This window comes from Ideonella sp. P3_A4 (assembly GCF_056403075.1).
This window is the reverse complement of record NZ_JBFUGE010000006.1, coordinates 1-25,177: the sequence shown is the minus strand read 5'-3', so window position 1 is coordinate 25,177 and position 25,177 is coordinate 1. Positions and strand designations below refer to the sequence as shown.

24 protein-coding genes are annotated in these 25,177 nt (G+C 67.3%); 9 read left to right on the top strand and 15 right to left on the bottom strand.

Features of this window, described 5'->3' with window-relative positions; genetic code table 11:
• From AC1DYI_RS01860 to AC1DYI_RS01845, 4 genes are all read right to left on the bottom strand, one after another.
• Complete coding sequence (locus AC1DYI_RS01860) at positions 1-915, bottom strand: response regulator (protein ID WP_477202379.1); 915 nt, start codon at positions 913-915, stop codon at positions 1-3.
• A 196-nt stretch (positions 916-1,111) separates the two neighbouring features.
• On the bottom strand, positions 1,112-4,600 hold the full coding sequence (locus AC1DYI_RS01855; protein ID WP_477202378.1) for a hybrid sensor histidine kinase/response regulator: 3,489 nt from the start codon (positions 4,598-4,600) through the stop codon (positions 1,112-1,114).
• 159 nt (positions 4,601-4,759) lie between these two features.
• Entirely contained in the window at positions 4,760-7,402 is a 2,643-nt protein-coding gene (locus tag AC1DYI_RS01850) for a diguanylate cyclase domain-containing protein (RefSeq protein ID WP_477202377.1), read from the bottom strand.
• A 96-nt stretch (positions 7,403-7,498) separates the two neighbouring features.
• Entirely contained in the window at positions 7,499-8,422 is a 924-nt protein-coding gene (locus tag AC1DYI_RS01845; RefSeq protein WP_477202376.1) for a recombination-associated protein RdgC, read from the bottom strand.
• 196 nt (positions 8,423-8,618) lie between these two features.
• Between AC1DYI_RS01845 and AC1DYI_RS01840 the strand changes: the two genes are divergently transcribed.
• Both AC1DYI_RS01840 and AC1DYI_RS01835 read left to right on the top strand, forming a co-directional pair.
• Positions 8,619-9,149: a hypothetical protein gene (locus AC1DYI_RS01840; RefSeq protein ID WP_477202375.1), complete on the top strand. Its 531-nt coding sequence runs from the start codon at positions 8,619-8,621 to the stop codon at positions 9,147-9,149.
• Entirely contained in the window at positions 9,146-9,637 is a 492-nt protein-coding gene (locus tag AC1DYI_RS01835; protein ID WP_477202374.1) for an N-acetyltransferase family protein, read from the top strand. Before AC1DYI_RS01840 ends, AC1DYI_RS01835 begins: the two co-directional genes overlap by 4 nt.
• Before the next feature lie 120 nt (positions 9,638-9,757).
• Here the strand turns inward: AC1DYI_RS01835 and fahA are convergent, their stop codons facing one another.
• From fahA to AC1DYI_RS01815, 4 genes are all read right to left on the bottom strand, one after another.
• Complete coding sequence (fahA, locus tag AC1DYI_RS01830) at positions 9,758-11,047, bottom strand: fumarylacetoacetase (protein ID WP_477202373.1); 1,290 nt, start codon at positions 11,045-11,047, stop codon at positions 9,758-9,760.
• Positions 11,044-11,601, bottom strand: coding sequence for a VOC family protein (locus tag AC1DYI_RS01825; protein ID WP_477202372.1), 558 nt, complete (start codon positions 11,599-11,601; stop codon positions 11,044-11,046). The genes fahA and AC1DYI_RS01825 overlap by 4 nt, the downstream gene beginning before the upstream one ends.
• A 9-nt stretch (positions 11,602-11,610) precedes the next feature.
• Complete coding sequence (hppD, locus tag AC1DYI_RS01820) at positions 11,611-12,663, bottom strand: 4-hydroxyphenylpyruvate dioxygenase (protein WP_477202408.1); 1,053 nt, start codon at positions 12,661-12,663, stop codon at positions 11,611-11,613.
• Positions 12,664-12,930: 267 nt separating this feature from the next.
• Positions 12,931-13,959 carry a Bug family tripartite tricarboxylate transporter substrate binding protein gene (locus tag AC1DYI_RS01815; RefSeq protein WP_477202371.1) on the bottom strand — a complete coding sequence of 343 codons (1,029 nt, stop codon included), beginning with the start codon at positions 13,957-13,959 and terminating at the stop codon, positions 12,931-12,933.
• A gap of 221 nt (positions 13,960-14,180) precedes the next feature.
• Here AC1DYI_RS01815 and AC1DYI_RS01810 point away from each other — a divergent pair, with 221 nt between their 5' ends.
• Together AC1DYI_RS01810 and AC1DYI_RS01805 are read left to right on the top strand one after the other, a co-directional pair.
• Positions 14,181-14,810, top strand: a complete 630-nt coding sequence (locus AC1DYI_RS01810) for a YceI family protein (RefSeq protein WP_477202370.1) — start codon at positions 14,181-14,183, stop codon at positions 14,808-14,810.
• A 136-nt stretch (positions 14,811-14,946) separates the two neighbouring features.
• Positions 14,947-15,951, top strand: a complete 1,005-nt coding sequence (locus AC1DYI_RS01805; RefSeq protein ID WP_477202369.1) for a winged helix-turn-helix domain-containing protein — start codon at positions 14,947-14,949, stop codon at positions 15,949-15,951.
• Here the strand turns inward: AC1DYI_RS01805 and AC1DYI_RS01800 are convergent, their stop codons facing one another.
• A complete protein-coding gene (locus tag AC1DYI_RS01800) occupies positions 15,952-16,875 on the bottom strand; it encodes a LysR family transcriptional regulator (RefSeq protein WP_477202368.1) in 924 nt (307 codons plus the stop codon). It abuts the gene before it with no gap.
• A 99-nt stretch (positions 16,876-16,974) separates the two neighbouring features.
• Between AC1DYI_RS01800 and AC1DYI_RS01795 the strand changes: the two genes are divergently transcribed.
• Together AC1DYI_RS01795 and AC1DYI_RS01790 are read left to right on the top strand one after the other, a co-directional pair.
• Positions 16,975-17,868 (top strand): DMT family transporter, encoded by an 894-nt coding sequence (locus AC1DYI_RS01795; RefSeq protein WP_477202367.1) that lies wholly within the window; start codon positions 16,975-16,977, stop codon positions 17,866-17,868.
• 29 nt (positions 17,869-17,897) lie between these two features.
• A complete protein-coding gene (locus AC1DYI_RS01790) occupies positions 17,898-18,203 on the top strand; it encodes an NIPSNAP family protein (protein WP_477202366.1) in 306 nt (101 codons plus the stop codon).
• 11 nt (positions 18,204-18,214) lie between these two features.
• Here the strand turns inward: AC1DYI_RS01790 and AC1DYI_RS01785 are convergent, their stop codons facing one another.
• Positions 18,215-18,757, bottom strand: a complete 543-nt coding sequence (locus AC1DYI_RS01785) for a DUF2242 domain-containing protein (protein WP_477202365.1) — start codon at positions 18,755-18,757, stop codon at positions 18,215-18,217.
• A gap of 149 nt (positions 18,758-18,906) precedes the next feature.
• On the opposite strand from AC1DYI_RS01785, the gene AC1DYI_RS01780 reads away from it, so the two are divergent.
• The 3 genes from AC1DYI_RS01780 to ureC are packed head-to-tail and all read left to right on the top strand — an operon-like array spanning position 18,907 to position 21,255.
• The gene (locus AC1DYI_RS01780) at positions 18,907-19,209 is read left to right on the top strand and encodes an urease subunit gamma (protein WP_374561777.1); all 303 of its coding nucleotides are present in this window, start codon (positions 18,907-18,909) and stop codon (positions 19,207-19,209) included.
• Positions 19,210-19,222: 13 nt separating this feature from the next.
• Positions 19,223-19,528, top strand: coding sequence for an urease subunit beta (locus AC1DYI_RS01775; RefSeq protein ID WP_477202364.1), 306 nt, complete (start codon positions 19,223-19,225; stop codon positions 19,526-19,528).
• Entirely contained in the window at positions 19,528-21,255 is a 1,728-nt protein-coding gene (gene ureC / locus AC1DYI_RS01770) for an urease subunit alpha (protein ID WP_477202363.1), read from the top strand. Before AC1DYI_RS01775 ends, ureC begins: the two co-directional genes overlap by 1 nt.
• Here ureC and AC1DYI_RS01765 read toward each other — a convergent pair.
• The 5 genes from AC1DYI_RS01765 to AC1DYI_RS01745 all read right to left on the bottom strand — a co-directional run.
• Entirely contained in the window at positions 21,240-21,761 is a 522-nt protein-coding gene (locus tag AC1DYI_RS01765) for a hypothetical protein (RefSeq protein WP_477202362.1), read from the bottom strand. The genes ureC and AC1DYI_RS01765 overlap by 16 nt on opposite strands.
• A gap of 110 nt (positions 21,762-21,871) precedes the next feature.
• Positions 21,872-22,501, bottom strand: a complete 630-nt coding sequence (locus AC1DYI_RS01760) for an SCO family protein (protein ID WP_477202361.1) — start codon at positions 22,499-22,501, stop codon at positions 21,872-21,874.
• A 1-nt stretch (position 22,502) separates the two neighbouring features.
• Positions 22,503-23,108 carry a c-type cytochrome gene (locus AC1DYI_RS01755; protein ID WP_477202360.1) on the bottom strand — a complete coding sequence of 202 codons (606 nt, stop codon included), beginning with the start codon at positions 23,106-23,108 and terminating at the stop codon, positions 22,503-22,505.
• 26 nt (positions 23,109-23,134) lie between these two features.
• A complete protein-coding gene (locus AC1DYI_RS01750) occupies positions 23,135-23,770 on the bottom strand; it encodes a cbb3-type cytochrome c oxidase subunit II (RefSeq protein WP_477202359.1) in 636 nt (211 codons plus the stop codon).
• Positions 23,760-25,177: cbb3-type cytochrome c oxidase subunit I (locus AC1DYI_RS01745; RefSeq protein WP_477202358.1), on the bottom strand; the 1,418-nt coding region annotated here is incomplete at its 5' end. The genes AC1DYI_RS01745 and AC1DYI_RS01750, both read right to left, overlap by 11 nt.

Below are 25,177 nucleotides of genomic sequence, written 5' to 3'. Positions count from 1 at the left end.
CTAGCCGCGCGCCTTGCTCATCGCCAAGCTGGCCGCGGCGGTGCGCGTCTCGACCCCCAGCTTGCCAAAGACCCGCTCCAGGTGCTTCTTCACCGTGGCCGGGCTGGCGCCGAGGATGTCGCCGATGTCGCGGTTGGTCTTGCCCTGGATGACCCAGTACAGCACCTCGGCCTCGCGGGTGGTCAGGCCAAAGGCTTGCACCCAGGCGGCCAGCATGGCGGCTTCAGAGGCTTCGCGCAACACGATCAGCCACTGGCCTTCGCTCGGCGTCGCGTCTTCCAACGCGTGCAGTGAACAGGTCAGGCGGCCGGCGCCGCGGCTGAGCGTGATGGTCTGCGCATCGGCACCGGCACGGTGGCGGATGGATTGGCGACCGACCCAGGCCATCAACTCGGCCGGCGCCAGATGGTCGGGCAGGTCATTGAAGTAACGCGACAGCAGCTCGCGCGCCAAGGCCGTCTGCCAGATGCGGCGACCATCGCGCTCGCGCACCACCAGCGTCGCATGGCCGAAGGCATCGAGCGCCTGGCGGGCCTGGCGCTGGCTGCGCGCGTTGTTCAGGTGAGCGGCGATGCGCGCCAGCACCTCGCGCGGGCGGATCGGCTTGGTCACGTAGTCGGCACCACCGGCGCCGAAACCTTCGAGCACGTGCTCGGTCTCGGTCAGGCCGGTCATGAAGATGATCGGCACCGCGGCGGTCGCGGGCTGCGCCTTCAGCTGTCGTGCGACCTCGAAACCGTTGAGACCCGGCATCACTGCATCGAGCAGCACGATGTCGGGCGGCGCCTTGGCGGCCAGTGCGAGCGCGGCCTCGCCCGACGTGGCGACCAGCACGGTGTAGCCGGACTCGTCCAGCGCGTCGTGCAGCACCGCCAGGTTGTCCGGTACGTCGTCGACGATCAGCACGACTTCCACCCCATCGCTCAACGGTAGCGAGGGCAGCCCAGGCCGTGCCGGGCCGTTCCCAAGGGGCCTGGGCGCCCCCTCGGGCGGCGGCGGCGGTACCCCGCTGCCGGGGGCMGACATCCCAGGCCGTGCCGGGCCGCTCCCAAGCGGCCTGGGCGCCCCCTCGGGSGGCGGCGGCGGTACCCCGCTGCCGGGGGCAGACATTTCAGGCGCGCTGTTGTTCATCGAGGGTCTGGCTCAGCAGCCTGTTCATCGCATCCAGTTGAATCTCCCGTGCCATCACGCGCAGCCGCGCCACATAGCGGGCGCTGGTGGGCTCGGCCGCTTCGATCTCGTCGAGCTTGCGGGTGATGCCGCGCAGATAGCCCAGGCCAACCAGTTCGCGCAGTGCGCGCAGGTGGTCGCTCGTCGGTACCGCGCCGGTATCTTCTGACGACGGAGGAACAGGCGCAGCGGCGTCTTCGAGCCAATCGATCTCGAGCCGTCGGCCCAGCCAGTCCAACAGCGTGGGCAGGCGCACCGGTTTGACCAGGAAGTCGGCCGGCGGCAGGCCGACGTCGTTGTCCAGCCCCTGGTCGAAAGCATTGGCCGAGACCACTGCCACGGGCACCTGTGCCAGCGCCGCGTCTTCGCTGCCGCGCAGGCGGCGGATGGTTTCCCAGCCATCGATGCCGGGCATCGCCAGGTCCATGAACACCGCGTCGGGCCGCAGCGCCGCGGCGCGGGTCAGACCGTCTTCGCCGTTTGCTGCGCCCTCGATCACAAAACCCAGCGGCTGCAACAGGTCCGCCAGCAGCTGTCTGTCGGCCTCTTCGTTGTCGACCACCAGGATCGTGCGGCGCGGGCCCGCGTAGCCACTGCGCCGGCGCGGTGCAAGCTGGTGCTCGACCGCCTCGATGCGCAACTCGGGCAGGAACAGGCGCAGCGTGAAGGTGCTGCCGACACCGGGCACGCTGGCCACGCGCATCTCGCCGCCCATCAGGTCGGTCAGCATCTTGCTGATCGTCAGGCCCAACCCGGTGCCGCCGACCACTGTCGACCCGGCCGCACTGCCGGCTGCCGAGCCACGCGCAAACGGCTCGAACACCCGCTCCAGCTCGTCCTCGCTCATGCCGGGGCCGGAATCGATGATCTCGACCAGCGCCATCTCGCGCGCATAGCGCAGCCGAAAACGCACCTGGCCTTGCGCGGTGAACTTGACCGCGTTGCCGAGCAGGTTGATCAGGATCTGGCGCAGGCGCTTCTCGTCAGCGCGCACCACGTCGGGCAGTGGGCCTTCGGGCTCGAAGGAGAACGCGATGCCTTTGGACAAGGCCTGCAGTTCGAACAGGCCGGCGATCTCTTCGATGCTTTCGCGAAAGCGCATCGGCTTCTGGTCGAGCCGCAGCTTGCCCGCTTCGATGCGCGCCAAGTCGAGCGTGCCTTCGATCAGGCCGAGCAAGTGATCACCGCCGCGGCGGATCACGCTCACCGCATGACGCCGATGGGCGGGCATCGCCGGGTCGTCCTCCAGCAATTGCGCGTAGCCGAGCATGCTGTTCAGCGGCGTGCGCAGCTCGTGGCTCACCGTGGTGATGTAGCGCGTCTTCGCCCGGTTGGCCGCATCGGCGCGGCGTTTGGCTTGTTGCAGCGCGAGATCGGTCTGGCGGTGCGAGTCGATCTCGCGCTGCAGCGCCTCGGTCTGGCGCAGGCTTTCTTCTTGCGCGACGCGGCGGCTTTGCTGGGCCAGCACCAGCCACCAGGCGACGACACCCGCCACCAGCAGCAAGGCCGCGTAGGCCTTCAAGAAACCGGCACGCAACGCCGGCTCCAGCCAACCGGCCACCTCGCTGCCGCGCAGTTGCATCGTGCGCAGTTCCTGGTGGTACAGCAGGCCGAACAGCGCCGCGAGCAACGGCACGATGAAGGCCATCAGCAGCAGGTACTGGCCGAGACCCGAGTCCACCTGCGGCTTGAAGCGGTGCGGCAGCACACGGTGCAGCAACGTGGCCCAGCGCGACCAGACCTCGTCGATGAAGCGCGGCACCGGCTTGCAGCGGTCACCGCAGCGCGCGTCGAGCGTGCAGCACAGCGAGCAGATCGGCCCGCCATAGGCTGGGCAGCCGGCCATGTCGTCGGCCTCGTAGTGGCGATCACAGACGACACAGCGCTGGGGTTTCAGACGCTGGTAGTCGCTCGTCTCCACCGGCCGCGCCAGGTAGTAGCGCCCCTTCGTGGCCCAGGCGATCAGCGGCGCAGCGACGAAGGCGGTGACCAGCGCGATCATCGCGGAGAAAGCCTGCGCCAACGGGCCGAAGGCGCCCAGGTGCGCGGCCACCGACAACACGGAAGCCAGCGCGGTGGCGCCAACGCCGACCGGGTTCACGTCGTGCAGGTAGGCGCGGCGAAACTCGATGCCGGGTGGGCTCAGGCCCAGYGGCTTGTTGACCACCAGGTCGGCCACCACCGCCATGATCCAGCTGATCGCGATGTTGGCGAACAGGCCCAGCACGCCGCCGAGCGCCTGGAACACGTCCAGCTCCATCAGCATCAGCGCGATCAGCAGGTTGAACACCATCCACACCACGCGGCCGGGGTGGCTATGAGTCAGGCGCGAGAAGAAGTTCGACCAGGCCAACGAGCCGGCGTAGGCGTTGGTGACGTTGATCTTCAGCTGCGAGACGACAACGAACAGCGCAGTGACCGCGATCGCCCAGCCGTAGTGCGGCAGCAGCGGCTCCCAGGCCGCGAGGTACATCTGGTTTGGGTCGACCGCCCGGTCGGGCGAGACCATGTGCGTCAGCGCGAGGTAGGCCAGCAGCGCGCCGCCCAGCATCTTGGCCACGCCCAACAACACCCAGCCCGGCCCGCCGACGATGACAGCGAACCACCAGCGCTTGTGGTTGGACGCGACACGCTCGGGCATGAAGCGCAGGTAGTCGACCTGCTCGCCCATCTGCGTGATCAACGCGATGCCCACCGTCAGCGCGGCGCCGAAGCCGGCCAGCGTGAAGCCCGCCGTGCCGTTCTCGCCGGCATAACCGGCCAACTGCGCAGGCAAGCCGGGGTTCAGCCACAGCACCGATACGTAGGGGATCAGCAGCAGTACCAGCCACAGCGGCTGCGTCCACACCTGCAGCCGGCTGATCCAGGTGACGCCGTAGGTGACGAGGGGGATCACGGCCAAGGCGCAAAGCAGGTAGCCCCAGGCTGGTGGGATGTCGAACGCCAGCTCCAGCGCATAGGCCATCACCGCCGCTTCAAGTGCAAAGAAGATGAAGGTGAAGCTGGCGTAGATGAGGGACGTCAGCGTCGAGCCGAGGTAGCCGAAGCCGGCGCCGCGCGTGAGCAAGTCCATGTCGACGCCGTGGCGCGCGGCGTAAACGCTGATCGGCCAGCCGGCCGCGAAGATGATCAACCCTGTGGCCAGGATCGCCCAGAAGGCGTTGACGAAGCCGTAGCGCACCAGCAGCGTCGCGCCCACGGCTTCGAGAACCAGGAACGACGCGGCGCCGAACGCGGTGTTGGCAACGCGCCATTCAGACCACTTGCGAAACGCCCGCGGCGTGAAGCGCAGCGCGTAGTCCTCGATCGTTTCACTGGCGACCCAGGCGTTGTAGTCGCGCCGAATCTTGATGACGCGCTGCAGGCGCGGCAATGCCTCATGCCGCGGGGCAGCAGGCGGGTGGGCAGCGGCGGTGGACGTGGGTCGCATGGCGGTGAGTGGGCCCCCATGCGATTCAAGAAACGCACCCAGCCACGACGGCCTTCACGCACCAGCCCGGCCCATCGGTGGGGCCTCGCACCTATCGCGGCGCAAAGTGGTCACCAGATGCGTGCACCGGCGCACTGCGGCGGTGCCACCACGTCGACGTCAGGCTGTGCTGGCGATCGCCCGGCCGCGGCCGGCGGCCTTGGCGCGGTAGAGCATCGTGTCCGCGCGCTCCAGTGCCTGCGGCCAGYCGTCGCCACTGTCGCCCGGCCGCCAGAAGGCCACGCCGACGCTGGCGCTGACCTGCAGCGGCGGCACCGACGGCAGCTCGAACACCTGCTCGGCCGCGGCCACCACCTTGCCGGCCACGATCATCGCGTTGGCTTCCTCGTGCAAGCCGTCGAGCACGATCGCGAACTCGTCGCCGCCCAGGCGGGCGATCAGGTCGGTCGGCCGCACCAGGTGGCGCAGGCGCGTGGCGAACATCTGCAGCAGCTGGTCGCCCACCGCGTGGCCATACAGGTCGTTGACCGGCTTGAAGCGGTCGAGATCGATGTAGAGCAAGGCCACCAGCGTGTCGGTCGCGCCCTGTGCAACCCACATGGCACGATCGTCCAGCGCCCRCTCGAAGCCGGTGCGGTTGAGCACCTGGGTCAGCGGGTCGGTCTGCGCGAGATCGCGCAAGCGGCGCTCTTCGGCGCGGGCGGCCGAGATGTCGGTGGTGACGGCGACAAACCCCTCGACCTTGCCGGTCTCGTCGTACAGCGGGATGTAGTCGACCCGCACATGCCGGTGCTGCTCACGGGTCGGGTCGTCGCGCTCGAACGTGACCCGTTCGCCGGCCAGCACCCGCTCGATCCAGGGTTGGCGCAACTCGTATTCCGCATGACCCAGCACCTCCCGTGCGGTGCGGCCCAGCAGTTCGTCGCGCGAGCGACCGATCCAGGTCTCGAAACCCTGGTTGACGAAGACGCAGCGCTGGGTCTTGTCGACCACCGAGATGGCCATCGGTACGACCTCGGTCACGGAGCGCAGCACCGCCTCGCTACGGTGCAAAGCCTGCTGGGCAGCTGTCTGCGCGGTGATGTCGCGCATGATGGCCGAGAACGCCTCGACCTGACCGTGCCGGTCCTTGTGGGCGAGCAGCAGGTGGCTGACCAGCAGCTCGTGGTGTTGCGCGTCCCACTGCACGGTCTCGCCGGCCCAGACGCCCTTTTCCACTGCTGCGGGCGTGATCTCGACCGCATGGCGCGCCACCGTCGCCGGCGGGTTGAACGACAGCGCGGTCAGGTGCTTGATCGGCGCATCGAGCGCCAGCCCCATCATGCGCCGTGCGGCCGGGTTGACATAGAGCAGCCGCCCCTTGCGGTCGGTCTGTATGACGTAGTCGGTGGTCGCTTCGAAGATCGCCGCCTGGGTGCGCAAGGCCCGATCGCCCTCGATGCGCTCGGTCACGTCGGCCACGGTGCCCACATGACCTTGCACCTGGCCGTCGATGACGATCGGCGCGCTGCGCACGACGACCACGATCTGCCGCCCGTCGGCGCGTTGCAGGCGCCGCGTCACGTGCATGCCCACCGGCTCGGTGACGATCTTGCGCCAGGCCTTGCGCGCCTCGTCCTGGTCGGCCGGCGGCAGCATGCCGATCCAGCCCTCGGCCGCCTCTTCGCGGTTGGCAAAGCCATGGATGCGCAAATAGGCGTCGTTGATGTAGGTCAGGCGCCCGTCCAGCCCGGCGCGGAACAGGCCGAGCGGCGAGGTGTCGCTGACCGCCGCCATCTCAGCCCGCTGGGCTCGCAGCTCGTGCATCAGCCCCTCGAACTCGCGCGCCAGCTGGCCCCGCTCGTCACCGGCATGGGTGTCGATCGGCACCACCACGTCAGGCGTGAGGCGCTGCTGGCGCATCGAGCGCCACAGCGTCTCCAGCGGCCGCATCAGCCAGCCCAGCCCCGCGCTGACGGCCAGCACGGTGCCAATGCCCGTCAACAACAACGCCAGCAGCAGCGTGTGGCGCGCCCGCAGCAAGGGCCCGTGTGCCTCACGCGCCGGGATCACGATGCGCAGTTCCCACGGCGCATTGCGCAAGGTGCGGCGGGTGACGAAGTCACGCTGGGTGTCGAAGTCGTCCAGCGTCGCGATGTTGGTGGCGGGCTTCAGCAGCAGCGCCGGGTCCGGGTGCATCACATAGACCGGCGACGGGTCGCGTGTGACGATCTCGTAGCGCCCGCTTGCGCCGATGTGGGTGCGGCCCATTTCGCCCAGCGCGTTGTCACTGAGCAGGTCCAACCCGCCGGCCAGCGCACCAATGAAGCGGTGGTCGGCGTCGAACAAGGGCACCGTCATCAGCACCGACGGGTGGCCGATCGAGCGCGCCATCAGCGGCGCAGAAATCGTCGACTGGCCGGTCACCCTGGCCTGGCGAAAGTAGTCGCGGTCGCCGATGTTGACCGGCCCCGGGTTCGGTGGGTCGTTCAGCGCGACCATGCCGTCGGCGGCCACGATCGCCACACCGTTGAACGGCGGGCGCAGCGCACTGGCCTCGAAGAAGCGGGCCTGCGCCTGCGGACTGGCCAGCACCGCCTCGTCAACGCGCCGCGCCGCACGGGTGAGCACCGCCAAGTTGGCGGCCAGCTTGTAGTCGACGTCGGCGGCCATCGCGCTGGCCAGCGTGTCCTGCTGGCTGCGCAGCAACGCGACATGGTCCCGGGCCTGCTGGTGGTAGAGCCAGCCCCCAGCCAACGAGACGGTGGCCAGCACCACCAGCGTGGTCACCAGCGCAGCCTTGGTCTTCAGCGACAGGTTCATGCAGGTGCGCGTCGTGGCCCGGCGCACCGGGCGCGTGGGCAGCCCAAGCATAGCGGGCGCGCAGGCCCGGCGCCACCCGTGGTCGCAGCAGCCCGGTTAGGCTGGCGCCAGTTCACCATCCAGCGCGGCCACCAGGTCCGGGATCAGCTGGCACAGTTCACCGGTGGCGATGGCGGCATCGGCGTCGAAGCCTTCGTCGGCGCGCGAGCCGGCATCGAACAGGCCGTCGTCGACGCTGAGCTTCTTGATCTGCAGCGTGTCGGTCAGCACGAACGAGACCCTGCCCTTCCAGGTCAGCGCCAGCCGGGTGGGCTGCTTGCCGCCGGCCATCACGTGGGCGCGCACCTCGTCGGTGTCCAGCGGGTGGCGTGCATACCGTACGACGGATTTCATCTCGTCGGCCGATTTCAGCTCACATTCGCGGTCGACACTGAAGGCCGACGGCGGCTCGCCACCGGCCAGCCAGGCCGTCATCGCGGCGGCCGGCGACAGCGTGGTCTGCACCAGGCGCAAGGCCAGGCCGTCCAGCGACTGGATCAGCATCGTCGCGGCTTCCTCGGCCCGCTTGGCGCTGCTGGCATCGATCACCAGCAGCTGGGCCTTGGTGTCCATCCACACATTCACCGAGGCTTGCTTCGTGAAGGCCTGCGGCAATAGCGCCAGCACGGCTTCTTCCTTCAGCTCCTTGGCATGCCGTTTGCCAGGCTTGCGCCCAGTGGCCTGTTCGGACTTTTTTGCCAACTCTTCCACACGCCGTTTGACCACAGCTGACGGCAAAACTTTCTGCTCGACCATCAAACGCATCAGCCATTGACCACCGATCGACTCGACCAGCGGCGCCATACCGCCCTCACCGCCTTCGCCGTGGCGCGGCGAGACCCAGCCGGCCGACACCGGTTGCGTCGTCCCGCACGGCACGAAGCGCGCCTTGGCCAGGCCGTCCTCCACCTCGGTCAACGTGGCCCCCCAGGGCTCACCACCCAAGGCGCTGAGCCGGTAGACCACCAAATTCTTGAACATCAACAAGGCCACTTGGCCCCCTTCTCATGCATCACGTTGCTTCACAAGACAAACGGGCCGTTGCGCTCACGCATCAGCCCGCTGCCTGGATTGTCTGTCATCCCGACATGGGCATAAACTGCCTCAGAACTTGCCTGTTAGGCTGGGCTACACTTCAGAACACTGGGGGGTTCAACAGCTGTACCGGGGAATCTCAATGAAATACCGCGAAGTAGTGATTTTCAATGGCGACACCTACACGGTGCCGCAAAACGTCCAACGCATCGACCACCTGGCCACACACGGCTGGCAGTTGCGCTATGGCGGCACCAAGCTGTTCTCGGACCACACCAACGACGGCAGCGGTGCTGCGGCGTCGCTGGATGCGGCCACCAAAGAGCTGCTGAAACGCATCGCCAAGCTGCCCGCGCCTTCGCGCCTGCAGCAAAAGCCCAACCACAACAAGACGAGCGACCTGCCGGTCGGCATCTCGGGCCCGATCGTGCGGCAGCGCCGTGGCGGCCGGGTGCGTGACTGCAGCCTCGCCGTGTTGCTGCCGCGTTATGGCGAGCCGGCACGCCGGGTCAATGTCTACATCGGCACCGAGAACACCTACACGGTCGAGCGCTTCCAGGAAGCCTTGGCCAAGGCGGTGGACATGCGTGAACGCGCGGTATCGGCCTATGAAACGGCCACCACGCGGGCCATGCGTGCCGCCGGCCGCGAGTTGCGCGCCAACCTGCGTTGACCGCGCCTGACCTGACCACCGCGCCCCCCGCGGGCGCGGTGCCTGTCGTGCGCCGAGCGCTGCCAGATGACCTGGAAGCGCTCGCCGCGCTTTTCGACGCCTACCGCGGCTTTTACGAGCAGCCGTCCGATCCCGTATTGGCGCGGCAATTTCTCGCCGAGCGGCTGGAGCGCGGTGAAGCCATCGTCTTTGTCGCGCCCAGTGTCGATGGTCACGGGCTGGACGGCTTCTGCCTGCTCTACCCGACCTTCTGCTCGGTGGTGGCGCGGCCATTCCGCTGGTTCAACGACCTGTTCGTCCGCCCCGAGGCCCGTGACCGCGGCCTGGCGAGCGCACTGATGCAGGCCGCCGAAGACGACTCGCGCCAGGCCGGCTGCGCCCGCCTGGACCTGCAGACTGCCCACGACAACCTGCGCGCGCAGGGCCTGTACGAGGCGCGCGGCTGGCAAATGGACAAGATCTTCCGCGTCTACAGCCTGGCGCTGTAGTTCGCTGGTGGCGGGTGACGCCACCAGCACGTCCGTTAGGGCAGCAATGACCGTCCTGGCTGTCCCCTCGTTAGGGGACACGCGACGAGCCTGATAGGCCCGTCGCACGCTGCGGCACCGTCAGCCCTTGCGCTCGCGCGCCGGCAGCACCGTGCCGCGGCATTCGCCGAAGCCGATGCGGCGCGCACCTGGGCGCTCGCAATGCGCCTTCAGGATCACCGTGTCGCCGTCTTCGAGGAAGCTACGCTGCTCACCGTTGGACAGTGTCAGCGGCTGCTTGCCGCCGTTGCTGAGCTCGAGCAGCGAACCGGCCTGATCGGGCGTCGGGCCCGACAAGGTGCCGCTGCCCAGCAGGTCGCCGGCTTGCAGGTTGCAGCCGTTGACGGTGTGGTGCGCCACCAGCTGCGCGATCGTCCAGTAGGCGTCGGCGTAGTTCGAGCTGGAGACTCTGTCCCCGGCGTGGCCGGCCTCGCGCATCGCCGCGGTTTGCAGCCACACCTCCAGCTTGATGCCGATCGCACCCTGATCGCGGTTCGAGGCCGAGTCCAGGTAAGGCAGCGGCGCCGGGTCACCTTCCGGGCGGCGGAACGGCTGGCGGAACGGCGCCAAGGCCTCCAGTGTCACCATCCAAGGGGACACGGTGCTGGCGAAGTTCTTGGCCAGGAAGGGTCCGAGCGGCTGGTATTCCCAGCCCTGCACGTCGCGCGCGCTCCAGTCGTTGAACAGCGTCAGGCCGAACACATGCTCTTCGGCCAGTTCCATGCCGATGGGCTCACCCAGCGCGTTCGGCCGCGCGACGAAGATGCCCAGCTCCAGCTCATAGTCGAGCCGGCGGCTGGGGCCGAAGTTCGGTGCGCTGCCTTCAGGCGCCGTCGCTGGTCGCGTCTGGCCCCAAGGCCGATGGAAGGACTGGCCGCTGACGCCAATCGACGAGGCGCGGCCGTGGTAGCCGATGGGCACCCACTTGTAGTTTGGCAGCAGCGGGTTGTCCGGCCGGAACTGCTTGCCGACAGTCGTCGCGTGGTGGATCGAGGTGTAGAAGTCGGTGTAGTCGCCGATCGCACAGGGCAGCCCCAACTCGACTGCGCTTTGCGGCACCAGCGCTTCTTTCCAGCGCGTGGCCAAGGCCGAGCCGGCGCGCAGCCCTTCGGACAAGGCTGTACGCAGCGCGCGGCGCGGCTCGGGCGCGAGGCTCATCAGCCGGCTCATGTCCGACGAGTCGAACAGGCCCGCCGCACGCAGATCGAGGATCTGGTCGCCGATCGCCACGCCGATGCGCCAGTCGGCATCGTGCGAAGTCCTGAACCGCCCGAACGGCAGGTTCTGGATCGGGAAGTCGGTGTGCGTGTCGTTGGCCGATTCGACCCAGCTTTGCAGCGCCGGGTCCAGCGTGTCGTTCAGGCCGATCATGAGCTGGCCTTTTCAGCGTCGTGGAACTCTTTCTCATGCAGGAAGGCCGCATGCTTGGGCGCGCGCTTGGTCTTCGACCACTCTTCCAGCATGTCCCACTTCACGGCGTCGAGCTGCTTGATCTGTGCCTCTTCGGTCGGATCCGGGCAGGCCAGCTCAACGCGGTGGCCGTTGGGGTCGAAGAAGTAGATCGAGTGGAAGATGCCGTGGTCGGTGACGCCGAGCACGTCGACATCGTTGGCCTCCAGGTGGGCCTTGAACTCGAGCAGCTCGGCACGGTCCTTCACGCGGAAGGCGATGTGCTGTACCCACTCGGGCGTGTTCGGGTCGCGGCCCATCGGCGGCTGCGTCGGCAGCTCGAAAAAGGCCAGCACGTTGCCCATGCCAGCGTCGAGGAAGACGTGCATGTACGGATCCGGCGCTTTCGTCGAAGGCACGAAGTCCTCGGCGATCGCCAGCACGAAGTCCATCTTCAGCATCTTCTGGTACCAGAGCACCGTCTCTTTCGCGTCCTTGCAGCGGTACGCGACGTGGTGGATGCGGTCAATCTTCATGGCGTTCCTTCAGGCGGTTTGCAGCACACCGCGGCGGATCTGGTCGCGCTCGATCGACTGGAACAGCGCCTTGAAGTTGCCTTCGCCGAAACCGTCGTCGCCCTTGCGCTGGATGAACTCGAAGAACACCGGGCCCAGCATCGTCTGCGAGAAGATCTGCAGCAGCAGGCGGTTGCTGCCGCCGGTGGTCGAGCCGTCCATCAGGATGCCGCGCGTCTGCAGCGACGGCACATCTTCGCCGTGGCCCGGCAGGCGCTCGCCCAGCATCTCGTAGTAGACGTCGTTGGGCGCCGTCATCAGCGGCACGCCGGCCATGGCCAGCTGGTCGATCGTGGCCTTCAGGTCTTCGGTCAGCAGGGCCACGTGCTGGATGCCCTCGCCGTTGAACTGCATCAGGAACTCTTCGATCTGGCCCGAGCCTTTCGACGATTCCTCGTTCAGCGGGATGCGGATCTTGCCGTCCGGCGCGGTCATCGCCTTGCTGGTCAGGCCGGTGTATTCGCCCTGGATGTCGAAGTAGCGGATCTCGCGGAAGTTGAACAGCTTCTCGTAGAAGCCAGCCCAGAAGGTCATGCGGCCGCGGTAGACGTTGTGCGTCAGGTGGTCGATCAGCTTCAGGCCGACGCCGGCCGGATGGCGCTCGACGCCGTCGATGAATTCGAAGTCGATGTCGTAGATCGATTTGCCGTCTTCGAAACGGTCGATCAGGTACAGCGGCGCGCCGCCGATGCCCTTGATCGCCGGCAGCCGCAACTCCATCGGGCCAGTCGGGATCTCGATCGGCTGCGCACCCAGCTCCAGCGCGCGGGCGTAGGCCTTGTGCGCGTCTTTCACGCGAAAGGCCATGCCGCAGGCGGACGGGCCGTGCTCGGCGGCGAAGTACGCGGCCTGGCTCTTGGGCTCGTTGTTGACGATGAAATTGATGTCGCCCTGCCGGAACAGCAGCACGTTCTTCGAACGGTGCTTGGCGACGAGCGAGAAGCCCAGCTTCTCGAACAGCGGTTCCAGCTGGCCAGGGTTGGGCGAGGCGAATTCGACGAATTCGAAGCCCATCAACCCCATCGGGTTGTCAAACAGGTCGGTGTTGGTGTTGCTCACAGGGATGCTCCTTGATGCGATGACGGTCATTGACGGCAGAAGAGTCAACAACCGCACGCGGCGGAGCACCCGGCACCCCTCGCACACTGCGCGCCAAATGGTCACCGACGACACCTTGAAAAACGGGCGTGGTCATGGCGTTGGGGGGCAGTTGGAGTGGGGTGGCGGCGAAACCGTCAGTGTACGGTCGAATTCCCGGCATGCCAAGCGTGGCGCCACCAGCCGCCGCTGTCAATCGAGCTGGACACCTGCCTTCTTGACCAGCTTGGCGTACTTGGCCACCTCGCTGCGGAAGAAGGCCGCCGCCGCTTCCGGCGTGCTGGGGTGGATGTCGTTGCCCTGCTTGGCCATCGCCTCCTTCACCTCGGCCGTGTTGAAGGCCGCGACGAAGGCATCGTGGATGCGCTTGACCTCGGCTGCCGGCAGCTTGGCCGGGCCCAGGACAGCGAACCAGGCCTCGACCTCGACGCCGGGCATGCCCTGCTCGGCAAAGGTCGGCAGGTCTGGTGCGGCCGGGGTCCGCTTGGCACTCATCACACCGATGGCGCGCAAGGTGCCGCTCTTCAGCTGGCCCTGGATCGACGGCAGCGCCAGCACGCCCAACTCGACCTGGCCGCCCATCAAGTCCGCCAGCATCGGGCCAACGCCCTTGTAGGGGATGTGCTTGAGCGGCACAGCGGCTTCATCGACAAAGACTGCGGCCGCCAGGTGCAGGATGGTACCGTTGCCGGACGACGCGTAGTTGTAGGCATCGGGCTTGGCCTTCAGGAAGGCGACCAGCTCTTTCGCGTTCTTCGCCGGCACCTTGTCCGGGTTGACCACCAGCACCAGCGGCGTGGTGCCCAGCACGCTGATCTCGGTGAAGTCTTCTACCGTGTCGTACGGCATCTTCTTGTAGACGCTGGGGTTGATGACATGGTTGTTCGAGACCATGCCGATCGTCAGCCCGTCCGGTGCCGACTTGGCCAACGCCGAGGCGCCGGTCATGCCGCCCGCGCCAGGCAGGTTTTCGATGATGACGGGCTGGCCGCCCAGCGCCTTGATCAGCGCCGGCTGCGCGGCGCGGGCAATGGTGTCAACACCGGACCCCGGCCCCACCGGCAGGATGATCTTCAGCGGCTTGTCGTTGGCCTGGGCGCGTGCGCTGCCGGGCAACAGCGCGGTTGCGGCAAACACCAGGGCGGGCCAACAGGCGGCGACCAGAACCATGCGGCGCTGGTTCTGGCGGGCCGCAACGGGTCGCGCGATTCTCAGGGTCATGCACTTGTCTCCGTCAGGTCGGGATGGTTTCTTGGCGGCGAATCAACAGGCCAGCCGGGGAAAACTTCGCACCGATCGCTTGCTCAGATCAATTCAGCGAGTTTCAGACGTCTTTTCAGGATTCGCGAGCGCTGGCTGGGTAAGAAAGAAACGCGATGTGCGCGGCCATCGGCGGCCGCGCCGCTCCTACCCGAGTCACTGAGTTCAACCAAGGAATCCCGATGTTCTGTTTTCGCCATGCCGCTGTCGCCGCCGCTATCAGTCTCGCGGCCGCGGCAGCCCCATGCAGCCCCGTGACTTATACGATCGTCAGCAAGATCTCCCGCGTCTCGTTCAATATCGAGCACCAGGGATTCATTCAATTGTTCGGCACGTTGCGGCTTGCGCCCGGCACGTTTGTCTTCGACAGCGACGACTGGTCGAAATCGTCGGTGACGGTCACCATGCCCATTGTTTCGCTCGACATGGGCGACGCGATATGGAACAACCAGATCCGCGGCGATGAGAGTTGGGGGAAGTTGTTCAAGTCCCCGGCGATTGCCTTTCGCAGCACCCGGCTCGAACGCACCGACAGCACGCACGGCACGATGCATGGCGACCTGACACTGGCCGGCATCACGAAGCCGGTGGTGTTGCAGCTGCGGGTCAACAAGATCGGCAAGAACGAGGTCTCCGAATTCCCCTCGGTGGGCATTTCTGCCACGACGACGCTGAAGCGATCCCAATTCGGCCTCGACGCCTATGACGACCTGGTGGGTGACGAGCTCGCCGTGCAGATCCAGGTTGAAGGCGCTGTGGGCGCTGACCCGAACGCACTCGACGACAAGGCGGCGGTGGGCGTGAAGCACTAGCCCGCATCGAGCGCGAAAAGTGTCGGGGATGGCGCGCCGGTGGCGAGGCACGCGCGCGTTACCCCGGCAGCGCCGTCAGAGAGTCCATTGGGCCCACATGCGTAAGATGCCGCCCGGCACCTTACTCAGAGTTGGCATGGACACTTTCGCGCAACACGCCTACCGAATCGGTGACTGGCGTGTGGACCCTTCAGCGGGACGGATGACGCGCGGTACCGAAGCGGCCCAGCTCGATGACCGCGCGATGCGCCTGCTTGTCTGCCTGGCCGAGCGCGCCGGCCAGGTCGTCAGCATCGATGAATTGCTGAACTGCGTGTGGGCGGATGTCGTCGTCAGCCAGGACTCGGTGTACCAGGCCGTCACGACCTTGCGGCGCGCGCTCGGTGACAGCACCAAACAGCCCACCTACATCGCCACGGTGCCGCGACGTGGGTACCGGCTGGTGGCCGGTGTCAGCCAGATCGACCCTGGCGTCGATGCCAACACACCCTGGCCGGCAGAACCGACCGGCGACGCTCACACCGTGGTGGACCCGCCATCGCCGGTGGCCGCTGCGGCCACGCCAGGTCCGCGCGCTATCAGCTGGCGGAAGCCACGCGCGTGGCTCGCCTTGGGCGCCGGAGCTGCCGTGCTGAGCGTAGTGGCGATCGTGTTCTTCGGCATGCTGGGCGGCTCATTGCCGGGCCGGCCAGCGCTGGCTGCCGCGGCGGCGGACAAGGCCATCGCCGTGATGCCGTTTCTCGACCTGACCCACCAGATGGACGAGGAGCCGTTTGCCGATGGCATGACCGAGCAGCTGATCGACATGCTGGCCAGGATTCCCGGCGTCCGCGTGCCGGCGCGCACCTCGACCTTCTTTTACAAGGACAAGCAGCCGACGATTGCCGACATCGCCCACACGCTGAACGTCGCCTACGTGCTCGAAGGCAGTGTGCGCAAGTCGGGCAAGACGCTGCGGGTCACGGCGCGGCTGGTCCGCGCGAGCGACAACTTCCTGGTCTGGTCAGAGGCCTACGACCGGCAGGCGTCCGACATCCTGGTGATCCAGGACGACATTGCGGCGCAGGTGCGCCAGGCTTTGGAAACCTCGTGGGCCACGAAGCCACACGCCGTGACCATGGCGACGCCGGCGCTGAGCTGATCACTCCTTCAGCACGCCGCCCCCCGCCGCGGCCAAGTGGTCGATCAGCACCCGCACCTTTTGCGGCAGGAAGCGAGACGGCGAGTAGACGGCGTGGACGGTGCGAACGCCGTAGCCGCCCACCAGTCGCCAGTCGGGCAACAGGCTGCGCAGCCGTTCACCGTCCAGCGCCTCGGCGGAGGTGAAGTCCGGCACGATGCCGATGCCCAGCCCCGCTTCGACGGTCGACAGGATGCCCTTGCTGTTGTTGATCGTCAGCGGGCCACGCACCCGCACCGACACCGGCTCGTGCCCGTCGCGTTCGAACTCCAGCCGGTCCTGGAACGGGCCGTAGCCGAGGTAGATGCAGCGGTGCGACGCCAGCTCTTCAGGCGTTTGCGGCTCGCCGTGCTTCGCCAGGTAGGCCGGTGACACGACGAGGCGGTACGACATCTCGAACAGCGAGCGCGCCACCAGCCCCGGCGACAACGATCCCGGCGTGGCAATGCGGATCGCTAGGTCGTAGCCTTCGTCGACCAGGTCGACCATGCGGTCGATCAGCGTCAGCTCGACTTCGACCTCGGGCCAGCGGGCCAGGAAAGCCGGCAACTGCGGCGCCAGCCAGACCTCGCCGAACACGGTTGGCGCACTGACCCGCACCCTGCCCTGCGGCGCCATCGCGTAGCGCCCGGCCAGCGCCGACACCTCACGCGCCGTCTGCGCGATGCGGGCGCAACCGGGGTAGACCTCGGCGCCGAGTTCGGTCAGCGAAACCGAGCGGGTCGTGCGGTTCAGCAGCTTGACGCCCAGGTGGCTTTCGAGCCGGGCCACCGCGCGGCTGACCGCCGAGGTGGTCAGCCCCAGTTGGCGAGCGGCCGGTGCGAAGCCGCGCAGGTCGACGACCTTGGCAAAGACCAGCATCTCGGACAGCAATTCAGCGGCCATTTGTTGAACCTTGGGAATCAATCTGGTGCTTGGTTGCTGGATTGTGAGCCGAAAGGCCTCGTGTCATCGTGGCACCTCCATTTCCTGAGCCCCACCACGATGAACACCGACTCCCGTTCCGGCACCTGGCGCATGCTGGTCGCGATGGCCTTGTCCGGCACCATCGGCCTGCTGGTGGTCGAAAGCGGCCAGCCACCCGCGGTGGTGGTGTTCTTTCGCTGCCTGATCGGCGGCGCCGGCCTGCTGGGCTGGCTGGCCTGGACGCGCGGCTGGCAGCCGATGAGCCGGCGAGACCTGGGCTGGCTGGTGCTGGGTGGCGCCGCGCTGGTGGTGAACTGGCTGTGCCTGTTCTCGGCCTACCGCTACACCAGTATCTCGGTCGCCACCGTCGTCTACCACACGCAACCCTTCATGCTGGTCGCGCTGGCCGCGCTGTTCCAGGGCGAGCGCATCGCCGCTGGCCGTCTGCCTTGGCTGGTGCTGGCGATGGTGGGCGTCGTGCTCAGCAGCGGCCTCGAATGGGGCGGCGCCTCAGCCTCACCGGCTTGGCAAGGCGTCGCGCTGGCATGTACCGCAGCGGTGCTCTATGCGATCGTGACGCTGGCCACCCAGCGCCTGAAGCACCTGCCCTCTGCCCAGATCGCCGCGGTGCAGATGGGTGTGGGCGTGCTGATGCTGGCGCCGCTGGCACTGCCGCTGGACGCACCGCTCAGCGCGCGTGGCCTTGCCGCAGTCGCCGTGCTGGGTGCCGTGCACACAGCCTTCATGTACACGCTGATGTATGCCGCCTTCCAGCGTCTGTCGTCACAGACGATTGCGGCGCTGTCGTTCACCTACCCCGCTGTCGCGCTGCTGGTCGACCTGGCGTGGTATCACGCAGTGCCGAGCACCGGGCAATGGCTGGGCATGGTGCTGATCGTTGTCGCTGTCATCGCCCACCGGCTCGGCTGGGATCTTCTCAACCTCGTGTCACGCAGCGTGCGCCCCGCGTGACTCCACCCCTTCACCACCACGTCAACCTCATGGTCACGATCTACCTGCGCTACGTCATCGACCCGTTCAAGCTGAAGGAATTCGAGCACTACGGCCGGCTCTGGATTCCGCTGGTCGCCCGCTTCGGCGGCCAGCACCACGGCTACTTCATGCCATCGGAAGGGGCCAACAACATTGCGTTGGCCCTGTTCACCTTCCCGAGCCTGGCCGAGTACGAGCGCTACCGCCATGCGTCGTTCGAAGACGCGGACTGCCAGGCCGCCTTTCGCTACGCCGAAGAGACGCGCTGCATCGTCAGTTACGAGCGCAGCTTCTTCCGGCCGGTGTTCGGCTGAGCCAGGCTGAACTACTCGGTCGACGTCGCCTGCTCTCGCAGGTAGCGGTGCATCAGCGTGAAGAAGCGGTCGTAGAACGGGCCGGCGGGGATCGTCTCGCTGGCCACCTTGACCAATGAGTCGTCGCTGGACATGAACGGAATCGATACCGAGCCGATCGCCGATACCCCCACGCTGGCCGAGTTCGGGCTCTTCTTCAGGGCGTAGCGGTCCTGCAACGCGCTGACATAAGCCGTGGCCAGCTTGCCGCCGTTGCCGTCGGCCGCGCAGACGACGTGGAACTCGATCTGCACATGCACGTCGCCTTCCGGCTGGAAACTCTTGGTGCCGTTGATCGCGTCAGGCTTCAGCATCGAGACCACGTAGCCCTGGCTCAGCAGCGCGCGGCGCGCGGCCTCGCAGGTCAGGTCGACCGATGCGTCGAACAGGCGTGAGAAGGTCTCGCTCGATTCAAAACCTTCGTCCTGGTAGACCTTGACCTTGGGCGCGGTGGAATTGCAACCGGCGGCCAGCGCCAGCGCGGCCGCCGCCAGGGCCCAACGGAGAGAGGGCAAGAGGGTTTTTGCGTGCATCACAGGCTGAATTATCCGGGCTGAGTGGACACAGGCTGGTGACCATCGGTTCCATCTTGGTGCTGGCATCGGCCTTGCAGGTGACAGGGTCACGCCCACCGGTCCCGCACCGCGGCGCCGGAGACAAACGGATGGACCTGACCCCACGCGAAAAAGACAAGCTGCTGATCTTCACCGCCGCCCTGCTGGCCGAACGCCGGCGCGCCCGCGGCCTGAAGCTCAACCACCCCGAGGCGGTGGCGCTGATCAGCGCCGCGATCATGGAAGGCGCCCGCGACGGCAAGACCGTGGCCCAGCTGATGAGCGAAGGCAAGACCGTGCTGACTCGGCACGACGTGATGGACGGCGTGGCCGAGCTGATCCCGGAGATCCAGGTCGAGGCGACCTTCCCCGACGGCACCAAGTTGGTGACCGTGCACCAACCCGTGGCATGACGAGGCGCATCCGATGAACCCCGGTGAACTGCTGACCGACCCGGGCGAGCTGGTGCTGAACCCTGGCCGCCGATGCACCACGCTGGTGGTCGAAAACGCCAGCGACCGGCCGATCCAGGTCGGCTCGCACTACCACTTCGCCGAGACCAACGCCGGCCTGCGCTTCGACCGCACCGCCGCCCACGGTATGCGGCTGAACATCGCCTCGGGCACCGCCGTGCGCTTCGAACCCGGCCAGCAGCGCACCGTCGAGCTGGTCGACTTTGCCGGCGGCCGAGTGGTCTTTGGCTTCCGCGGCCTCGTGCAAGGGACCTTGTGATGGCGACCATCGGGCGACGCGCCTATGCCGAGATGTACGGCCCCACGGTAGGCGACCGGCTGCGGCTGGCCGACACGGGTCTGGTGATCGAGGTCGAGCAAGACTTCACCTTGCGCGCAGGTGGCTACGGTGAAGAAGTGAAATTCGGCGGCGGCAAGACCATCCGCGACGGCATGGGCCAGAGCCAGGTGCCCAACGGTCCCGGCCCGCACGAGGCGATGGACTGCGTCATCACCAACGCGCTCATCCTCGACCACTGGGGCATCGTCAAGGCCGACATCGGCCTCAAGGGCTCGCGCATCGCGGCCATCGGAAAGGCCGGCAATCCGGACGTGCAGCCGGGCGTCGACATCGTCATCGGCCCGGGCACCGAGATCATCGCCGGCGAAGGGATGATCGTCACCGCCGGAGGCATCGACAGCCACATCCACTTCATCTGCCCGCAACAGATCGACGAAGCCTTGGCCAGTGGCGTGACAACGATGCTCGGCGGCGGTACCGGCCCGGCCACCGGCACCTTCGCCACCACCTGCACGCCGGGGCCGGAAAACATCCAGCGCATGCTGCTGGCGGCCGACGCCTTCCCGATGAACCTGGGCTTTCTCGGCAAGGGCAATGCGAGCCGGCCGGATGCGCTGCACCAGCAGATCGACGCCGGCGCGATCGGGCTGAAGCTGCACGAGGACTGGGGCACCACGCCCTCGGCAATCGACTGCTGTTTGAGCGTGGCCGAAGAGACCGACACCCAGGTCTCGATCCACTCGGACACGCTGAACGAGTCGGGTTTCGTCGAAGACACGGTCGCGGCGACCAAGGGCCGCACGCTGTGCGCCTTTCACACCGAGGGCGCCGGTGGCGGCCACGCGCCGGACATCCTGAAGGTGGTGGGCGAAGCGAACTTCCTGCCCTCGTCGACCAACCCGACGATGCCCTACACCGTCAACACGGTCGACGAGCACCTGGACATGCTGATGGTGTGCCACCACCTGGACGCCAGCATCGCCGAGGATCTGGCCTTCGCCGAAAGCCGCATCCGGCGCGAGACGATCGCGGCGGAGGACGTGCTGCACGACCTGGGCGCGATCAGCATGATGTCGTCCGACAGCCAGGCCATGGGCCGCGTCGGCGAAGTGATCATCCGCACCTGGCAGACGGCGCACAAGATGAAGGCGCAGCGCGGGCCGTTGCCCGGAGACTCGGAGCGCAACGACAACACCCGTGCCAAGCGCTACATCGCCAAGTACACGATCAACCCGGCGCTGGCCAACGGCATCGCGCACGAGGTCGGCTCGATCGAGGTCGGTAAGTGGGCGGACCTGGTCTTCTGGCGCCCTGGCTTCTTCGGCATCAAGCCCAGCCTGGTGCTCAAAGGCGGCTTCATCGCGCTGGCCGCGATGGGCGACCCGAACGCGTCGATCCCAACACCGCAGCCGGTGCACATGCGGCCCATGTTTGGCGCTTTCGGTGGTGCGCTGGCGCGCGGCTCTCTCACCTTCGTCAGCCAGGCCGCACTGGCCGGCGGCGTGGCCGAGAGCTATGGCCTGCACAAGCGCCTGGCCACGGTGAAGGGCAACCGCAGCGTCACCAAGCGCGACATGGTCCACAACGCGTACCTGCCGCAGATGCAGATCGACCCGCAGACCTACGAAGTCAGGGCCGACGGGGTGCTGCTGACCTGCGAGCCGGCCAAGGTATTGCCAATGGCGCAGCGCTACTTTCTCTTCTGACCGGTCGAAGCCGAGATCGCCAGCTCCGGCGGGTCGGCAACGCGACGCTGCAGTCCCAAGCGCCACAGCCAAAGCGCCAGCACCCCGGCAGCGATCCAAACCAGCGCCAGCCCGAGGTCTTGCTGGTCGTCCAGCCGGTAGGCATTGCAGACGCGGGTCACGGCGTCCTGGTAGAGGGTGCCGACCACGGCCATCATCGGCAGCAGGTTGCCCAGGAAGAAGACCTGAACGACCGTGCCGGCGCGTTGCCAGGACAGCCTGAGTGCGGCACCGGTCAGCACAAGCGTGACCAGCTTCAGGCTCTCGACGCGTAAGTCGACCAGGGCCAGGTCCAGCACGCGCGGCACCATCAACACCGCCAGCGAGACGGCACTGCCCACCAGGCCGGCGATGCCCAACTCGTTCCAGCGTTGCAGGGCTTGTTGCCGGCGCGCTGATAGCCCCTGGACCAGCAGGCCGCCGGCCAGCAACAGCGCCGTGTACTGCACCAGCATGTGCGCGGTCATGCTGGCTTCGGTTGCCCGCCTGATCGGTGGCAAGACCATGACCATCAACAGGATCACCCCAGCGAGCGGCTGCCAGGCATCGTGCACAGCACCTGCGAGGCGCCCGCGAGTCATCCCGCTGCTCCTCGCCGCACGATGGAGCGCGCGTAAGCCAAGGCAGTGTCACGCTCGGCGTCATCGAAGATGCGAACCAGGCGGCCACGTTCGTCCACGATCAGCAGCGCGGCGTTGTGTTCGTACCCGCCCTGCCCGTCGGGGATCACGACGACCTGGAAAGCATCCAGCAAACCTTGCAGCTCAGCGGCATCGGGCACGGTCACGACACGCCAGTGCCCCGGGTCGGCGCGCCATTGCAAGGCGTACTGCTGAAGGTGTGCCGTGTCGTCATGGACCGGGTCGAAGCTGATCGACAGCAGCCTCACACCGCTGGCAGGTGTGGCGGCGATGGCTTGCTGAAGCTGCTGCAATCCGCTGCCCACGGCTGTGCAGACCGTGAAGCAGCGTGTGTAGAAGAAGGTGACGATCGTCACCTCGCCTGTGTCGCCCAACCAGTCGGGCAGGCTGCGCTCCGTCATGCCCGGCCCCGCCAACATGGCAGCGGGCGCGGGCACCGGGCGCTCGATCACGCTGAGCCGGCGCGCACCCTCGGCGGTCCAGACCTGGAAATCTTCGGTGAGCCAGGACGCGCTCGCCCAACCCAGCAGGGCCAGCGTCAGGCTGAGCGACGCCGTGCGCAGCATCTCAAGGGGCCTTCGCAGTCAGCGCCTTCAGCTCCTCGCCACCCGCGAACGGCGTCGAGCGTGCGGCCGCCTTGCGCTCCTTCTCGACCAGCGCCGCCTTCAGCGGTGCCGACTTGTTGGACCACGCGCCACGCACATGGCTCAGCACCGCCGCCAGGTCGGCGTCGCTGAGTTGGGGAAAGGCGGGCATCGCGCCCTTGTAGGTCTGGCCGCCGACGCTGATCTCACCGGTGATGCCGTACAGCACGATGTTGGCCAGCACCCGCTCGTCGCCGTTGACCCACTCCGAACCGTCCAGCGGCGGGAACACACCGGGCAGGCCCTTGCCGGTGGCCTGGTGGCAGGCCACGCAGTTGGCACTGAAGACCTGTTGGCCGTCGGCCGCCTGGCCGGGGCGTGCGGCCACCGGGCGCAGATCGGCCAGCGTGCGCCGATCGCCCAGCTCGGCCGGACCGAAGGATTCGGACAACAGGATGTAGGCCACACCGGCCCCCACCACCGCCAGCGTGGTGACTGCGACGATCAGCGGAATCGGCCGCCCGCGCTCGGACGGCTCGGATTCTTCGCGTTGCTGCGCACGGCTGCGAGGCTTCGGGTCGTTCGGCATGGTGCTGTGTGGGCCGTCGAGACGGCTCAGGGCTTGGGTGCTGGCGTTGGGGTCGATGCGGGCTCGGGCTTGGGTTCAGGCGGAAGCACCGGGTAGGTGTGGTCCAGCCCCTGCAGGTACTTGACGAGGTCCAGCGCCTCGGGTGTGGGCACCACCACCCGCTTCTCCCGGCCAGCCGGGCCGTAGCCGGGTGGCAGCGTCAGCACCTGCTCGCCGGGCTCGGCCGCGGCCTTGACGTAGAACAGGAAGGGGTAGGCCGGCATGATCGAGCCCGGCACATAGGCCCGCGGCTGGTACAGGTGGCCCAGGTGCCAGTCCTGGCTCGGCTGGCGCACGCCGATGTTGAACAGGTCGGGGCCGGTGCGCATGCTGCCCAGCAGGTGCGGACTGTCGTACACGTAGTCGGCCGGCACCGAAGGGCGGCCCCAGCCGCGGGCCAGATCGGGGCCGAAGTTGCGGTCGCGCGGCTGCTGGGTGTGGCAGTAGACGCAACCGTTGGCGATGTAGACCTGGCGCCCGCGCCACTGCGCGCTGGTGTACGGCTTCAGCTCCTTCGGCGGCCGGATGTCGCGCACCTCGATGTACGGCATCACGACCAGCGCGGCGGTGGCCACGCCCAGCGCCACCATCGCACCACCCGCCAGCTTGACTTCATTTTCCATGTGCCGGCTCCTGTTGGCCCTGCTGCCAGAACAGCGCCGCGCTGGTGCGCGTGGGGCCGAAGCGCAGGGACATCGCCAGGAAGTGGTAGACGAAGATCAGGTGGCTCAGCACCATCAGCGAGCCGCCCACCGTGCGCGAGATCAGGTAGGGCTGGGTTAGCACCACCGAATCCATGAACGGCCGGTTCGCGTCGAGCATCGCCACGCCCTGCAGGTAGCCGCCGATCGACAACCCGGTGAAGTAGATCAAGATGCCGATCGCCGCCAGCCAGAACTGCAGCGTGATCAGCTTCGGGTACGGCCACTCCCAGTTCAGCACGCGCGGCATCATGAAGTAGATCGCGCCGAACAGCACCATCGTGACGAAGCCGTAGGCGCCCAGGTGCGCATGGCCCACCGTGTGGTGCGTGAAGTGCACCACCTGGTTGACGCTGCGCAGTGCTTCGAACGAACCCTGCAGCGAAGAGGCCAGGTACATCAGCCCGCCGAACATCATGAAGCGCAGCGTCGGCGAGAAGCGCGCCAGGTGCATGCGGCCGCGCAGCGTGCCGCCCATGTTGATGCTGAAGGCAATCACCGGGATCACCATCATCACGCTCTGCACGATCGACAGCGTGGTCAGCCAGCCCGGCACCGGGCCGCCGATCAGGTGGTGACCACCGACCTGGCCGTAGAAGAAGGCCAGCGTCCAGAAGCCCAGGATCGACAGGTTGTACGAGCTGATCGGCCGGCCAATGATCTTGGGCAGGAAGTAGTAGATCGCGCCCACACTCACCGGCGTAAACCACAGGCCGAGCACGTTGTGGCCGTACCACCAGTTGGTCGTCGCCTGCTGGACGCCGGTGTGCACGCCCGGCAGCTTGCCGACCAGGAACAGCAGCGCGATCCACAGCAGCGCCGCCACCATGTACCAGACGCTGACATACAGGTGCTCGACCTTGCGGTTGACCAGCGTGTAGAGCACCGGCAGGATCACCAGCGCGAAGCCGACGAAGATGAAGATGGCGATCTGCCACGGAATCTCGAGGTACTCCATGCCGTCGGTCCAGCCAGCCGCGATGGCGCCGATGCCGCCGGCGATGCCGGTGTTGATCAGCGCACCGCCGAGCATGGCCCAGATGCCGCCCACCAGGCGGCTGCCCAGCAGGCGCGGCAGCACCCACAGGATCATGCCCAGCGCGGCATTGGTGATCCAGCCATACAGCACCGCGTTCAGGTGCACCGTGCGCAGGCGACCGAAGCTCATCCAGGCCTGGCTGACCAGCCAGTCGGGCTCGTGCAGCTTGATCGACGACACCAGGCCCGCCACCGAGCCGACCAGCAGCCACATGCAGGCGAAGGCGATGAACATGAAGACCGGAAACGCGGTCGAGGTGTCGGCCTCGACGCGGGCGCGCAGCTCGGTGG